The organism is Parvibaculum sp. MBR-TMA-1.3b-4.2 (genome assembly GCF_053628815.1).
The window spans coordinates 1,627,338-1,642,156 of the sequence record NZ_JBRJHC010000001.1 but is presented as its reverse complement, the minus strand read 5'-3'; the positions used below and the strand labels follow the sequence as shown (position 1 = coordinate 1,642,156).

Sequence of the window (14,819 nt, the reverse complement as noted above, 5' to 3'; positions counted from 1 at the left end):
CGTGAATGTCTGACGCATATATCATCGATGCGTGCCGCACGCCGCGCGGCATCGGCAAAGTGGGCAAGGGTTCGCTTGCGCACCTTCATCCGCAGCATCTGGCCCGCACCGTGCTGGCGGCCATTGCCGAGCGCAACAACCTCAACACCTCCGATGTCGAAGACGTGATCTGGGGCACCTCGTCCCAGCGCGGCGCGCAGGGCGGCGACATGGGCCGCATGGCCGCGCTCGATGCGGGTTACGACATCACGGCGTCGGGCGTCACGCTCGACCGTTTCTGTGGCTCGGGCATCACCACGGTGAACCTCGCTGCGGCGCAGGTCATGTCCGGCATGGAAGATCTCGTCGTTGCCGGCGGCACCGAGATGATGAGCTATACCGCCGCGACCGCCGATCCCAAGACCCCGCCCATGATGGACGCCGGCAACCTGCACCTGCGTAAGATTCATCCGCAGTCCCAGCAGGGCGTCTGCGCCGACGCGATCGCGACGATGGAAGGCATCGACCGCCAGGCGGTGGACGAGCTTGCCCTGACCTCGCAGCAGCGTGCCGCCAAAGCCATCGAGGAAGGCCGTTTCAACAAGTCGCTGGTCACCGTCTACAACGACGACGGCTCGGTCGCGCTCGACCATGAGGAATTCCCGCGTCCGCAGACGACCATGGAAGGTCTCGCGGGCCTGAAGCCTTCTTTCGCGGCCTGGACCGGCATTCCGGTAGACGAGCAGGGCACGACCTATGGCTCGCTGATCCAGCAGGTCTATCCGCAGATCAAGGAATTCAACCACATCCACCACGCCGGCAACTCGTCGGGTGTCGTGGACGGTGCGGCGGCGATCCTGGTTGCCTCGAAGAACTATGCGGAAAAGAACGGCCTGAAGCCGCGCGCCCGCATCGTCGCGACCGCCAATATGGGCGACTGCCCGACGCTGATGCTGAACGCCCCGGTGCCTGCCGCGAAGAAGGTGCTTCAGAAGGCCGGTCTGACCACGGACGATATCGACCTCTGGGAGATCAACGAGGCCTTTGCCGTCGTCGCCGAGAAGTTCATCCGCGATCTGAAGCTCGACCGCGAAAAGGTGAATGTGAATGGCGGCGCCTGCGCCCTCGGCCATCCGATCGGTGCGACCGGCTCCATCCTCATCGGCACGCTGCTCGACGAGCTTGAGCGCCGCGACCTGAAGCGCGGTCTGGTGACCATGTGTGCCGCTGGCGGCATGGCCCCGGCCATCATCATCGAACGCGTGTAACACACCGAAACCGGCGGGCGGGAATTCGCCCGCCCGCCGGTCCGGTGCCAACTTCGAATAAGTAATCGAAAGGCTTGACCCGATATGACCTACTCGATCACGGAACTCGCCAACGAATTCGAAATCACTCCCCGCGCCCTGCGTTTTTATGAAGAAAAGGGCCTGCTGATCCCGGCCCGCGACGGTCAGACGCGCATCTATTCCCACAAGGACCGTGCCCGCCTGCAGCTTATTTTGAGCGGCCGGAGCGTCGGCCTCACCTTGCGCGAAATCGGCGATATCTTCGATCTCTACCAGGCCGATGGCGATTGCGAGGAGCAGTACAAACTTGCCATATCGCTCTTCCGCCGCCGCATGAAGGTCGTGCAGGAGCAGCGCGAGATGGTGGACCAGCAGATCGAGCGCCTGCACGACATCTGCAGCAATCTCGAGCAGAAGCTGGAAGCGACCCACGAAGCGCCCGCCCGCCGCGCGGCGAACAACGAAGTCCACGCCCCGGCCATGTCGTAGATAACGCCTGTGACAGGAGTAACGCCTGTCGCAGGGCCGCATGGAAGGCTGTATTGTTTTCCGAGACAACAGCTCCCGGCAGAGGAGCGCATAAGGCATATGGGAGACACTGAAATGAGCGAATTCAAGCTGCTGATCGGCGGCAAGCTGGTCGATGGAGCGAAATCCTCGCCCGTCCTTAATCCCGCGACCGAGGAAAGCGTTGCCGATTGCCCCCGCGGCTCCGAGGGACAGTTGAACGAAGCCGTGGCGGCCGCCAAGGCGGCGTTCCCCGGCTGGTCCGCGACCCCGATCGACGAACGCAAGAAGGTGGTCAATGCCATCGCCGATGCGATCGAGGCCAATGCCGACGATCTCGCCCGTATCCTGACGCAGGAACAGGGCAAGCCCCTCGGCGACGCGACGATGGAAGTTTACGGCACCGCCGCTTTCTTCCGTTACTTCACCTCGCTCGACCTGCCGGTGAAGGTGATCGAGGACAGCGAAGGAAAATATGTCGAGGCGCATCGCCGCCCGCTCGGTGTTATCGGCGCCATCGTGCCGTGGAACTTCCCGATGATCCTGATGGCGTTCAAACTGCCGCCGGCCCTGATCTCGGGCAATACGGTGGTGCTGAAGCCCGCGCCGACGACCCCGCTGACCTCGCTGAAGCTCGGCGAACTCATCAAGGACATCGTGCCCGCGGGCGTGGTGAACGTCATCGCCGACGAGAACGATCTCGGCGCGCCGCTCACCGCCCACCCCGACGTGCGCAAGATTTCCTTCACCGGCTCCACCGCGACCGGTTCGAAGGTGATGGAAGGGGCCGCCGGCCTCCTGAAGCGCATCACGCTGGAACTCGGCGGCAACGACGCCGGTATCGTGCTCGGCAATGTCGACCCGAAGGAAGCCGCGCCGAAGCTCTTCCAGAGCGCGTTCCAGAACTCCGGCCAGGTCTGCATCGCCATGAAGCGGCTCTATGTGCACGAGTCCATCTATGACGAGATGTGCGACGAGCTGGCCGCGCTGGCCGACAATGCCATTGTCGGCGACGGCCTGAAGCAGGGCACGCAGCTTGGGCCGCTCCAGAACAAGATGCAGTACGACAAGGTCTGGGACCTGATCGAGGACGCCCGCAAAAGCGGCAAGATCATTGCCGGTGGCGAGAAGGTGGAAGGCAAGGGCTACTTCATCCGCCCGACCATCGTTCGCGACATCGAGGATGGCTCGCGCCTTGTGGACGAGGAGCAGTTCGGCCCGGTCCTGCCGGTCATCCGTTACTCGGATGCGGACGATGCGGTGTCCCGCGCCAATGCGTCCGACTACGGGCTTGGCGGCTCGATCTGGTCGTCCAACAACGACGATGCCTATGATCTCGCGCTGAAAATGGAGAGCGGCTCGGTCTGGATCAACAAGCATGCCGATCTCGCGCCGAATATTCCTTTTGGCGGCGCGCGTTTCTCCGGCCTCGGTACCGAGCTTGGCGAGGAAGGCCTGCTGGAATTCACCCAGCTCAAGGTCATCAACATGGCCCGCTGAGCGGACCGCCTCGGCAACGCAAACGAAAACGGCGGTTCCGGTTCATATCCGGGACCGCCTCTTTCATGTCTGAACATGTATCGGCCGCGCATCGCACGGCCATTTCGTATTAGATGATTTCCGAAAAATAACACCCGGGAGAAGACAACATGAAGACCCGTATCACCGAACTCTTCGGTATCCAGCATCCGATCGTCCAGGGCGGCATGCATTTCGTCGGCCTCGCCGAAATGGCGGCGGCGGTCTCGAATGCGGGCGGGCTCGGCATCATCACGGGCCTCACCCAGCCCACGCCGGAAGACCTCGCCAAGGAAATCGCCAAGTGCAACGAGATGACCGACAAGCCCTTCGGCGTGAATCTCACCTTCCTGCCGGGCTTCACCAATCCGCCCTATCCGGAATATATCGACGCCATCATTCAGGGAGGCGTGAAGGTCGTTGAGACGGCGGGCCGCAGCCCCGAGCAGTACATGCCGGCGCTGAAGGAAGGCGGCATCAAGGTCATCCATAAATGCACCTCCGTGCGCCATTCGCTGAAGGCTGAAAAGATTGGCTGCGACGCGGTGAGCGTGGACGGCTTCGAATGCGGCGGCCATCCGGGCGAGGATGACATCCCGAACATGATCCTGCTGCCCCGCGCGGCGGAAGAACTGAAGATCCCCTTCGTCGCTTCCGGCGGCATGGGCACGGCCTCGCAGCTCGTCGCCGCGCTGGCGCTGGGCGCGGACGGCATCAATATGGGCACGCGCTTCATCGCGACGAAGGAAGCGCCGGTGCATGAGAATGTGAAACAGGCGCTCATCGCGGCAAGCGAACTCGACACCCGCCTCATCATGCGCCCGCTTCGCAATACCGAGCGTGTGCTCGCCAATGAAGCCGTCGAAAAGATCGTCGAGATCGAGCGCGAAAAGGGCGCGGCGACCACCATCGACGACATCAAGGATCTGGTCGGCGGCGTCTATCCGCGCGTCATGCAGAAGGGCGAAATGGATGCGGGCGCCTGGAGCTGCGGCATGGTCGCGGGCCTCATCCACGACATCCCGACCTGCAAGGACCTCATCGAGGGCATGATGAGCGAAGCGAACGATATCATCCGCAAGCGCCTGGATGCGTTCGCCGCCGCCTGATAGAGGCTTTCCGTAACATCTTCGAGATGACGGCCCGGACGGTTTACCGCCCGGGCCGTTTTCATTCGGCACGGATGCGGCGATTTCACGCGGCGCGGGTGAATAGGGCTTTCATCTGATGATGACAATGCGCATCTAGAGTGCTGATAATTCAAGAATGCGCTCTGCCCCGCGCCGGGCAATGCTGTCCGCCGCGCCCGCATGAAGGTATGCCCGAAGGAGTTGCGTCATGGCCGACCAGACCCGCGCGCCCAAGTCCCGCACGTCCAAGCCCCGCTCGTCCAAGTCTCACTCGAAAACCGGCAGAAAATCGCCGCAACTTGAGGCGAACAAGGCTTCTGCCACCCGCAAGGCAGCGCCGTCGGAGAGCACGGAAAAGCCGGAGAACGGGCAGGGGAGGGACGCCAATCCCTTTCTCGACCTGGCCGGAAAATGGCAGGACGCCTGGGCCGACGGCATGAACGGCCTGCTGGAGCACCAGCGCGGGCTGAACCCTTTCCTCAACAACCGGCACCCCGAACAGGTGAAGCCGGCGGAAGAAGGCTGCCCGCCGACCGATGTGGAGCCCGCCGCCAAGCTGACAAGCGTCGACCGGCTCATCCATGTCATGCTGGGTCAGGCCATGGGCGGCGTCTCGCCCGCCTCCATCGGCCTTGCCTGGATGGACTGGAGCGCGCATCTGGCCATGTCGCCGGGCAAGCAGGCGCATCTGTTGGAAAAGGCGCAGCGCAAACTGGCCCGCCTTGCCCTGCGCCAGATGAAATCGCTGCGCAAGGGCGAGACGCAGCCGCCCTGCATCCAGCCCCTGCCGCATGACCATCGCTTCGACGATCCCGCCTGGCACGAGCCGCCTTTCGATAGCCTCTATCAGAGCTTCCTGCTCATGCAGCAATGGTGGCACAACGCCACCACCGATGTGCGCGGGGCCTCGAAGCATTCGCTCGACATGATGAACTTCATGTCGCGTCAGGTACTCGACATGTGTTCGCCCTCCAACAATCTCTTCACCAATCCGGAATTGCTGAAAAAAACGCTGGAAGAGGGTGGCGACAATCTTTCGCGTGGTTTCCTCAACGCCGTCGAGGACTGGGAGCGCACCAGCGCGGGCCATCCGCCGGTGGGCGCGGAGAACTACCGCCCCGGCGAGACGGTCGCGGTCACCGAGGGCGAAGTCGTCTATCGCAACCGGCTGATCGAACTGATCCAGTACAAGCCGACGACGGAAAAAGTCGGCGCGGAGCCGGTGCTGATCGTGCCGGCCTGGATCATGAAATATTACATCCTCGATCTCGAACCGCAGAACTCGCTGGTCAAATATCTGGTCGATCGCGGACACACCGTCTTCATGATCTCCTGGAAGAACCCGACCGCCGAGGATCGCGATCTCTCCATGGACGATTATCTCGACTTCGGCATCATGAAGGCGGTGAAGGCCGTCGAGGCGATTATGCCGGACAGGAAAATCGACGCGGTCGGCTATTGCCTGGGCGGAACGCTGCTTTCCATCGCGGCTGCCTATATGGGCCGCAATGGCGACGGCCCGCTCAATTCGGTCACGCTGTTCGCCGCCCAGACCGATTTCAGCGAAGCGGGCGAACTCAAACTTTTCATCGATGAAAGCCAGCTTACCTTCCTCGACGACATGATGTGGGATCAGGGCTATCTCGACACCAAGCAGATGGCCGGCGCTTTCCACATGCTGCGCTCGCAGGACCTCATCTGGTCGCGGCTGGTGCATGAAAACCTGATGGGCGAGCGCGCGCCGATGAATGCGCTGATGGCATGGAACGCCGATGCGACGCGCATGCCCTATCACATGCATTCCGAATATCTGCGCCACATGTTCCTGAACAACGACCTCTTCGAAGGCCGTTATGAAGCCTTCGGCCATCACGTGTCGCTGTCGGATATTCAGGCGCCGCTTTTCGTCGTCTCTACGGAGACGGATCATGTCGCGCCGTGGAAATCGGTCTACAAGATCAATCTCGTCGCGGATGTGCCGATCACCTTCGTCCTCACCTCGGGCGGGCATAATGCGGGCATCGTGTCGGAACCCGGCCACCCGCATCGCCATTTCCGGATGTCGACGCGCGAAGCGTCGCAGCGCTATGTCTCGCCGGAAAGCTGGCTGGAGCGCACCCCCGTCAATGAAGGCTCATGGTGGCCGAGCTGGGTCGACTGGCTCGACGCCCTGTCCAGCGGCCAGACCGAGCCGCCCTCCCTGGGGCTTGCCGATACCGACTATGCGCCCATCACGCCCGCGCCCGGTCACTATGTCCTGCAGTCCTGAGGGGCGGATCGGTTTCTCCTAGCGGAATCGGACGTTCCCGCGCTTTCCCGGCCTTCCCGTCGCGGCTACTCTGCCGCAACACAAATAAGGGAGGCCGCTCCATGACCGGGTCCAAAGACGCCACGAAAGCTACCTGCAATGCACATGAAGAGCTGAAGGAGGGACTGCCGCCCGCCTCCGAGCAGGATTTCGAGGACGCAAAGCGCGGCTTCATCGCGACGATCCCTGATGCGAAAGTGCTGAACGAGGCGGGGAACCCCGTCTGGGATATGGGCCAGTTCGCTTTCGAGGCCGAAGGTTGCGATTGCCCCGACACGGTGAACCCGAGCCTCTGGCGTCAGGCGCAGCTCAACTCCATTCACGGTCTCTTCGAAGTCGTGCCGGGCATTTATCAGGTCCGCAATTTCGACATCTCGAACATCACCTTCATCGAGGGCGATACGGGCTACATCGTCATCGATCCGCTGATCTCGGCCGAACCCGCCGCCGCTGCGTTGAAACTGATGCGTGAGCAACGCGGCGACAAGCCCGTTACCGCCGTCATCTACACGCATAGCCATGTCGACCATTATGGCGGCGTGCGCGGTGTGATCTCGGACGAGGACATCAGGAACGGCCTCATGATCGTTGCGCCGGAAGGCTTCCTAGAAGCCGCGGTAAGCGAGAACGTACTGGCGGGCAATGCGATGGGCCGCCGTGCGACCTACATGTATGGCTCGATGCTGCCGCGCAATGCGAAGGGCCATGTCGATTCCGGTCTGGGCAAGACCGTTTCCATGGGCTCCGTTTCCATCGTGCCGCCGACGAAAAGCATTTGCGAGACGGGCGAGAAGCTCGTCATCGACGGTGTGGAAATCGTCTTCCAGGTGACGCCCGATACCGAAGCGCCTTCGGAGATGAATTTCTATTTCCCGCAGTTCAAGGCGCTCTGCATGGCGGAGAACTGTTCCTGCCACATGCACAACATCTACACGCCGCGCGGCGCTCAGGTGCGCGACGCCAAGGCGTGGAGCTATTACATCAACGAAGCCATGGACCTCTTCGCGGGCGAGGCGGAGGTTCTCTTCGCCTCCCATCACTGGCCGCGCTGGGGCAAGGACCGCTCGGTCGATTTCCTGAAGAAGCAGCGCGACATGTACAAATATGTGCATGACCAGACGCTGCGCCTTGCCAATCACGGGCTGACGCCTATCGAGATTGCCGAGGAAATCCAGTTGCCGCCGACGCTGGCCGCCGAGTGGTACACGCGCGGTTACTACGGCACGCTCAACCACAATGCGAAAGCCGTCTATCAGCGTTATCTCGGCTGGTTCGACGGCAACCCGGCGAACCTTCACAAGCATCCGCCGGTGGAAGCGGGCAAGCGCTATGTCGAAGCGATGGGCGGCGCGGACGCGGTACTCGCAGCCGGGCGCAAGGCCTATGAGGCAGGCGACTATCGCTGGGTGGCGGAACTGGTGAACCATCTCGTCTTCGCCGACCCCGCCAACGAGGAAGCCCGCCATCTGCAGGCCGATGCGCTGGAACAGCTCGGCTATCAGGCGGAGTCGGGACCGTGGCGCGCTTTCTACCTGACGGGTGCGCAGGAATTGCGTAACCCACGCGCACCGTCCGATGCGCCACGCCCGGGCGGCGCGGGCACCATTCTGGCCCTGCCGCCGGATCAGCTTCTCGATTCCATGTCGGTGAGGCTCAACGGCTTGCGCGCCGGCACGCGCGAAATCGTTCTGAACCTGCATTTCACCGATACGGATGAGCGCTTCCGGTTGTCGCTGGAAAATGCCGTGCTGCACCATCTGCCCGGCAGAAAGGGCGAAAGCGCGGCGGCGAGCCTCACCCTGACGCAGGCGGCTCTGGCGCAGGTCCTGGTCGGTCAGGCGACGGCGCGCCAGCAGATCGAGGAAGGACATATCGCGGTCGAAGGCGACAAATCCGCCTTCATCGAGTTGATGGAACTACTCGACGTCTTCGATTTCTGGTTCGAGATCGTGATGCCCTGACGAAGACGTGAAATTTCTGCCCTTCTGCCGGCGGCGCGGACCTGTCATAAATTCCGGCACGAAACCAATTGCCAATGACAGACCGCGCCGCAAGGCAGGGGAGGAGACCATGTCCGACAAGAACCGTCAGTTTCGCCTGAAATCGCGCCCCACGGGCCGCATCGAAACCGGCCATTTCGATTTCGTCGAGGAGGCCCTGCCGGAGATTTCCGACGGCGAGGCGCTGGTGCGCACGCTCTATCTGAGCCTCGATCCCACCAATCGCATCTGGATGAGCGACATGGACCAGTACATGCCGCCCGTCGGCATTGGCGAGGTCATGCGCGGCGGCGGCATCGGTCAGGTCGTGAAGTCGAAATCCGGACGCTATCCGGAAGGCGCCATCGTCAGCGGCATTACCGGCTGGCAGGACTATTGCGTTGCCGATGAAGGCGAACGCGCCATGAGCGTGCTGCCCGACGGCCTGCCGGTGGACCTGCCCGTCATGCTGGGTGCCTGCGGCATGACCGGTCTCACCGCCTATTTCGGCCTGCTGGAACTGGGGCAGCCGCAGCCCGGCAACACGGTGCTCGTGTCCGCCGCCGCCGGTGCGGTCGGGTCCGTTGTCGGACAGATCGCGAAGATCAAGGGCTGCCGCGCAGTCGGTATCGCGGGCGGCAAGGAAAAATGCGCCCACATCGTCGAAGAACTCGGTTTCGACGCGGCGGTCGACTACAAGGCGGCCGACTGGCGCGACCAGCTCGTCGCTGCGACGCCCGATGGCGTCGACGTGAATTTCGAGAATGTCGGCGGCGAGATCATGGAAGCCGTGATGACCCGCATGAACCTCTTCAGCCGCATGCCGCTTTGCGGAATGATCTCCGGCTACAACACGGGCGATCCCGCCATGCGCGCGGATTATTCGCCCATCCTGATGCGTCGCATCACTGTGCGCGGCTTCATCGTCATCGACTTCATGGATAAGTTTGCCGAAGGCACCATGCAGCTCGCGCAATGGGTGGCGGAAGGCAAACTCAAGCACCGCGAAACCATCGTGGACGGTTTGGAAAAAGCGCCGACCGCTGTCAACATGCTGTTCGACGGCACGAATGTCGGAAAGCTGGTCGTGAAAGTCGCCGACAAGGCGTAGGAAACGGGACCCGGCGTCTTCTCAAAGGCGCCGGGTTTTGCCGGTATTGGCGCGCAGATGGGCGCAATAGGTCATGCGGCCATGCGCTTCCACCTTGGTAATGGTCGCATCGACCGGAAATTCCTCGCCATCCTTGCGCATGCCCGTCACCGGCCCGCGCTCGCTCATCCAGCGCGAGGCGACCTTGCCGCGTCCGAAGGCGGCGATGTCTGCGGCATGACCCGGACGGAGCCGCTGGGGCAGCAGCATGTCGAGCGGCTGGCCCAGCACTTCGTCGGCGCGATAGCCGAACATTTTCTCCGCCTTGAGGTTGAAGAAGGTGATGTTGCGATCGGCGTCGATGATGACGATGCCGTCCTCGGCAACCTGCAGGATGCGCGAAAAGAGAAGATGCTGTTCCTTGAAGTCGATCATCTCCTGGCGCGCCACGCTGTTGTCGCGCACGGTAATGAAAAAGCGCTCCGCGCCGCCGATCCCCGCTTTCACCACGCGCACATCCACCGGCATTTCATGCCCGTCCTTGCGCCGTCCGGTGAGGTTCAGGAAGCGTGACTGCTCATGTTCGCTTTCGCCGGCCCAGCGGATAAGCCATTTCATCGGTTCCGCGCGCTGGCCGGCCTGCTGCGGCACGAGGGTGGTGATGCTCTTGCCGACGACCTCGCTTGCGTCATAGCGCAGCAGCTTTTCAAGCGCCGGATTGACGTAAGTGATCTCGCCCTCGGGCGTCGAAACGATGATCGCTTCGGGCACATTTTCGACAAGGGTGCGGAAGAAGTCTTCCGTTTGCGCATCGCGATGCGAAGATTGCCCGTTCATTTCGTTCCTCCGAAAACCGTTTCCGGCAAATAGCGTCGGCGGCGGGGCGTGGATGCGCGCCCCGCCGCCGGGCTCCCCTATTCGGCCGCCTCGACCTCGCCCGTCGGGTGGCCACCTTCCATCGCCTGAAGAACGCGCTGATCCTCGGCGATGGGAATACCCGCTTCCTCGTATTTCTTGCGGATGGTCGGCGTCAGCAGGCCGACGCGCGCCAGCGCAGGCATCATCAGGTCTTCAAGCGCATGGACCTGTCCGGGCGGAAGCGCCTGTGTGATACCGGCTTCCTGAGCTTCCTTCAGACCCTTGAAGAAATCGTCGGCGTCGATATTGCTGTTCTCCAGCACTTCCATGAAGCCGGGATCGACCTTGTTGGCGATCGTGCCCGCCGTCTGCGCCTGCACCAGAATGTTGACCGCGCCGAAGGCGAATTCGGCAAGATCCTCCAGCTCGTCTTCCGGCAGGTTCTTGAAGACCGGGCCGAGGAACACATGCCCGAAGGAAACGTGACGGGATTCGTCGCGCATCACATTGAAGGTGAGTTTCTTCAGCAGCGGGCAGGTGGTGGACCGGTACATGTTGTTGAAGGCGCCAAGCGCGAGGCCTTCCACGATCATGTTCATGCCGATCATGACCTTCTCGTAGCGATCGGATTGAAGCGTCGCGTCGATGAGCTGCTTCAGCCAGGGCGACATGGGATAGACCATGGCGATCTTGTCGCAATATTTCGAATAGACCTCGACATGGCGGGCCTCGTCCATGGTCTGCGTCGCGGCATAGAGCTTCGCGCCTTCATCCGGCACGGAATGCGTCACGCAGGCCGCCGTCATCAGCGCGCCCTGCTCGCCATGCAGGAACTGCGAGAGAAGCTGCGCGGTCGAATGCGCGGTAAAGGTTTCCTGCTGCGACTTCGACAGCTTCTTGAAGAAGGGCATCTGGTGATAGATGTCCGACCGGTCGTTCACCAGCGGCTTGGACGGGTCGACTTCCGTATCCCAGGGCAGCAGTTCGTCGCTGTCCCACTGGTTCTGCTTTGCCCGGTTGTAGAGGTCCTCGACCTTGTCTTCGGAGAACATGTATTTGAACGTCCATGCGATATCCATGGGGTTCTTGTAGATGTCGTCCGGCGTCATGCTGACGCGCCAGTCGCCCTTGGTGACGACCTCATGCTCTGTGTTTGCGCTCATCGTCCTTCTCCTGGTTGGCCGCATTCAGCGGTGTTGTTCTCGGGACGGATGTTTCGCCGTCCTCTTTCTTCTCAACGCACGGAATTCAGTACTGACGGGCAGGTGTTTTCACCACGAGTCCGTCGAGCGTTTCGTCAACCTTGATCTGGCAGGAAAGTCGGCTGTTGTCGGCAACGTCGAAGGCGAAATCCAGCATGTCGCGTTCGAGTTCTTCCATCTCGGGCAGCTTGTCGAACCAGCCATCCTCAACATAGACATGGCAGGTGGCGCAGGCGCAGGCCCCGCCGCAATCGCCGTCGATCCCCGGAATGGTGTAGCGCAGCGCGCCCTCCATCACGGTAAGACCGTTGGGGACGTCGACGTCATGCTCCGTCCCGTTGAACTCGATATATTTGATCTTCGCCATCGTCCCGATTTCTCTTCCGGTCTCTGCCGCGGTCGGTTGTTCTTGTTTCGGGCGAATACCCATAAGAAAAGTATTGTCATTTTGATCGCGAGAAGAATGCGGCAAACTGTCCGGGCAATGCTGCGGTGCGGGACGGATGCGTCGTTCTGCATGTGATCCACTGTAAGAACGCTCTTACATTTCAGACACATTGCGACGAATGAGGGCACAATCGCTCCGTTCGGGCGAATAGGCTTTTTCCGGTGGTCCTGCAGATGAACCGGAGAAAAATTCGATGGGTGACGACTGCCGACCGACCCTGCCCGCCCGCCGGAGCGCGCGGGAAGTTCGCTTCATTGCTTTGTTCGCCACAGGCGCCGCACTTGCTCTTTCCGGTTGCGGCGGCGGAGGTGGCGGTGGAGGCGATGCGCCGCCATCTCCTTCTCCGACCCCGTCGCCCATCCTCGATCCCCTCCTGGAAATTCCCTCTCCAGTCGTGCGAACGCCGGTCGTGCCCATCCGGACGGCGGAATACGACAACTCGACCTATCTCGACGGCATTCAGGCCGACGGCGCCTACCTGCTGGGGGCGACGGGCAACGGCGTCAATATCGCGATCATCGACGACGGCATTTCCGAAACGAGTCCGGAGCTGTCGGGTCGGGTGCGCGACTATATCGACACGACGGGCTCTTACCCCTCCGGCGGACTTGCCGACCACGGAACATCGGTTGCCTCCATCGCGGCCGCGGTGCGCGATGGTGCGGGCGTTCACGGGGTCGCGTTCAACTCCTATCTCTACGACATCAACGTCTTCACCAAATCGGCGACAGGAGATGTTTCGGCCACCGATGCGGATATAGGCGAGGCACTGAACATCGTCGCGGGCAACAATCCATCCTACAGTTCGGTGAACGCGCGCATCGCCAATATGAGCCTCGCGGGAGACGGCGGTTTTTCATCCTCCACACTTGCCGCCATGCGCTCGGTCGCGGCAGCCGACAGGATAATGGTCATCTCGGCGGGCAATGACGGCAATGCGCAGCCGGCGCCGACGGCGTTGGCCGTGACCGACCCCGGTATCGGTCCGTCCATGCTGATCGTCGGTGCGGTGGACGACGCCAACACCATTGCGAGCTTCTCTAACCGCGCGGGAAGCTATGGCGACTATTTCGTTGTGGCGCCGGGGGTGCGGTTGATTACCGCTGCGAAGGATGGCGGTTATGTCTTCTTCTCCGGCACCAGCGCGGCGACGCCTGTGGTCAGCGGTGCGCTTGCCGTGCTTGCCAACGCCTATCCCTTCCTGACGGGCCCGCAGCTTGTGGCGCTGATCAAGCAGACGGCGGACGATCTCGGGGCGCCGGGCGTCGATGCCGTTTACGGCTCCGGCCTCGTCAATCTCACCACGGCGATGAACCCCGTCGCCCCCTTGGTCATGACGGTGGGCAACACGGTGGATGCCGTCACCGCGCCGCTTTCCGGCGCGACCGTCGCAACGGGCAGCGTGCTGGGCGGCTTCAAGGGCGGGCACACGATCCTGCTCGATGCCTATCGCCGCGCCTATACCGTGCCGCTCGACACCTTCGTCACGCGCCAGGCGAGCCTCTTCGATAGCTTCACAGGCGTGGACGGCCGCGCGTCCGGCGCGGGTATCGGTGCCTTGCTCGACAACTGGTATCCGGAGAAGGGCGCCTCGCTCGCCTTTGGCAGCGGCGTGGCGGCGCGGCATGTTTCGGCCGCCTATGCGGTCGCGCTGTCCGGCAATACGTTTGCCATGTCCATGCGCCATGCGGGCGTTGCAAGCCTCGTAGCGATGCCGGAGCTGGAGCCCGCTGCGGGCAATGGCCGCTCCCTGTTCCTCTCCACAAGCTCGGCCGCGACGCCGCAAGGCGCGTTCATGGGCGACGGCGTGTCGGGGGTGGCGCTGGGCTGGCGGAACGACGGTCTGCGCATGACCGCAAGCTACGCGGCGGGGCGCAATATCCGCGGCCGGAGCGACCTCATGCAGTCTTCCATGGCGGTGAAGATCGGACCGGTGGAATGGGGCCTTTCAGGCAGCATGCTGAACGAGGATGGCAGTCTGCTGGGCGCCTTCGGCCAGGGCGTCTTCGCGGGCGCGGGCGGCCGTACCGGCTTTGCAACCGCAAGCCTGCGCTACGATGCGGGCGCGGACTGGACCCTTGCCGCGACCTACACCCGCGCGCGTCTGACCGAGGGCACGCTCGGCAATGGTCTGGGGCTGCGCAATGTCGATGGCAGTGCCATGTCGTTCACCCTGTCGGGCCCGGCGGGCTGGCGCGAGGGCGACCGGCTCGGTTTCCGTATGGCCCAGCCGCTGCGTGCCGACAAGGCGACTGCCAATATCTGGCTTCCGGTAGGTCGCGATATCGCAGGCAACATCATCCGGCGGCATCAGGCGGTCGGCATGGAGCCGGATGGCCGGGAACTCGATTTCGAGCTGGCCTATGCGACCCCCCTGCCGGAATTCGTCTGGGGAAGGGCTGCATTTCTTACGCTTAACGGCTTTGCCGCGCTGCAACCGGGGCATGTGGCCGAGGCAGACCCTGCCTATGGCATGGCGGCTCAGTTCACCTTTCGCTGGTAAATCCGTCG

At 62.6% G+C, this 14,819-nt stretch carries 11 protein-coding genes; 8 read left to right on the top strand and 3 right to left on the bottom strand.

Annotated features, from left to right (window positions below; translation table 11 throughout):
* The first annotated feature begins 5 nt into the window (after positions 1 to 5).
* From ACSSVQ_RS07855 to ACSSVQ_RS07825, 7 genes are all read left to right on the top strand, one after another.
* Positions 6 to 1,247, top strand: coding sequence for an acetyl-CoA C-acetyltransferase (locus ACSSVQ_RS07855; protein ID WP_454182057.1), 1,242 nt, complete (start codon positions 6 to 8; stop codon positions 1,245 to 1,247).
* Between the two features lie 84 nt (positions 1,248 to 1,331).
* On the top strand, positions 1,332 to 1,757 hold the full coding sequence (locus tag ACSSVQ_RS07850) for a MerR family transcriptional regulator (protein WP_293324891.1): 426 nt from the start codon (positions 1,332 to 1,334) through the stop codon (positions 1,755 to 1,757).
* Positions 1,758 to 1,871: 114 nt separating this feature from the next.
* Positions 1,872 to 3,275, top strand: a complete 1,404-nt coding sequence (locus tag ACSSVQ_RS07845) for an aldehyde dehydrogenase family protein (protein WP_454182055.1) — start codon at positions 1,872 to 1,874, stop codon at positions 3,273 to 3,275.
* Positions 3,276 to 3,424: 149 nt separating this feature from the next.
* Positions 3,425 to 4,402, top strand: coding sequence for an NAD(P)H-dependent flavin oxidoreductase (locus ACSSVQ_RS07840; protein ID WP_454182054.1), 978 nt, complete (start codon positions 3,425 to 3,427; stop codon positions 4,400 to 4,402).
* Positions 4,403 to 4,631: 229 nt separating this feature from the next.
* Positions 4,632 to 6,692, top strand: coding sequence for a PHA/PHB synthase family protein (locus tag ACSSVQ_RS07835; RefSeq protein WP_454182052.1), 2,061 nt, complete (start codon positions 4,632 to 4,634; stop codon positions 6,690 to 6,692).
* Between the two features lie 101 nt (positions 6,693 to 6,793).
* Positions 6,794 to 8,692, top strand: coding sequence for an alkyl/aryl-sulfatase (locus ACSSVQ_RS07830; protein WP_454182050.1), 1,899 nt, complete (start codon positions 6,794 to 6,796; stop codon positions 8,690 to 8,692).
* Between the two features lie 109 nt (positions 8,693 to 8,801).
* On the top strand, positions 8,802 to 9,821 hold the full coding sequence (locus ACSSVQ_RS07825; RefSeq protein WP_454182049.1) for an NADP-dependent oxidoreductase: 1,020 nt from the start codon (positions 8,802 to 8,804) through the stop codon (positions 9,819 to 9,821).
* 21 nt (positions 9,822 to 9,842) lie between these two features.
* Here the strand turns inward: ACSSVQ_RS07825 and ACSSVQ_RS07820 are convergent, their stop codons facing one another.
* The 3 genes from ACSSVQ_RS07820 to ACSSVQ_RS07810 all read right to left on the bottom strand — a co-directional run bounded on the left by ACSSVQ_RS07820 (position 9,843) and on the right by ACSSVQ_RS07810 (position 12,227).
* Complete coding sequence (locus ACSSVQ_RS07820; RefSeq protein WP_454182047.1) at positions 9,843 to 10,637, bottom strand: PAS domain-containing protein; 795 nt, start codon at positions 10,635 to 10,637, stop codon at positions 9,843 to 9,845.
* 77 nt (positions 10,638 to 10,714) lie between these two features.
* Positions 10,715 to 11,821, bottom strand: a complete 1,107-nt coding sequence (locus ACSSVQ_RS07815) for a ferritin-like domain-containing protein (RefSeq protein WP_293324870.1) — start codon at positions 11,819 to 11,821, stop codon at positions 10,715 to 10,717.
* 85 nt (positions 11,822 to 11,906) lie between these two features.
* Positions 11,907 to 12,227, bottom strand: coding sequence for a 2Fe-2S iron-sulfur cluster-binding protein (locus ACSSVQ_RS07810; protein WP_293324867.1), 321 nt, complete (start codon positions 12,225 to 12,227; stop codon positions 11,907 to 11,909).
* Positions 12,228 to 12,501: 274 nt separating this feature from the next.
* Between ACSSVQ_RS07810 and ACSSVQ_RS07805 the strand changes: the two genes are divergently transcribed.
* Entirely contained in the window at positions 12,502 to 14,811 is a 2,310-nt protein-coding gene (locus ACSSVQ_RS07805; RefSeq protein WP_454182045.1) for a S8 family peptidase, read from the top strand.
* Positions 14,812 to 14,819: the final 8 nt, after the last annotated feature.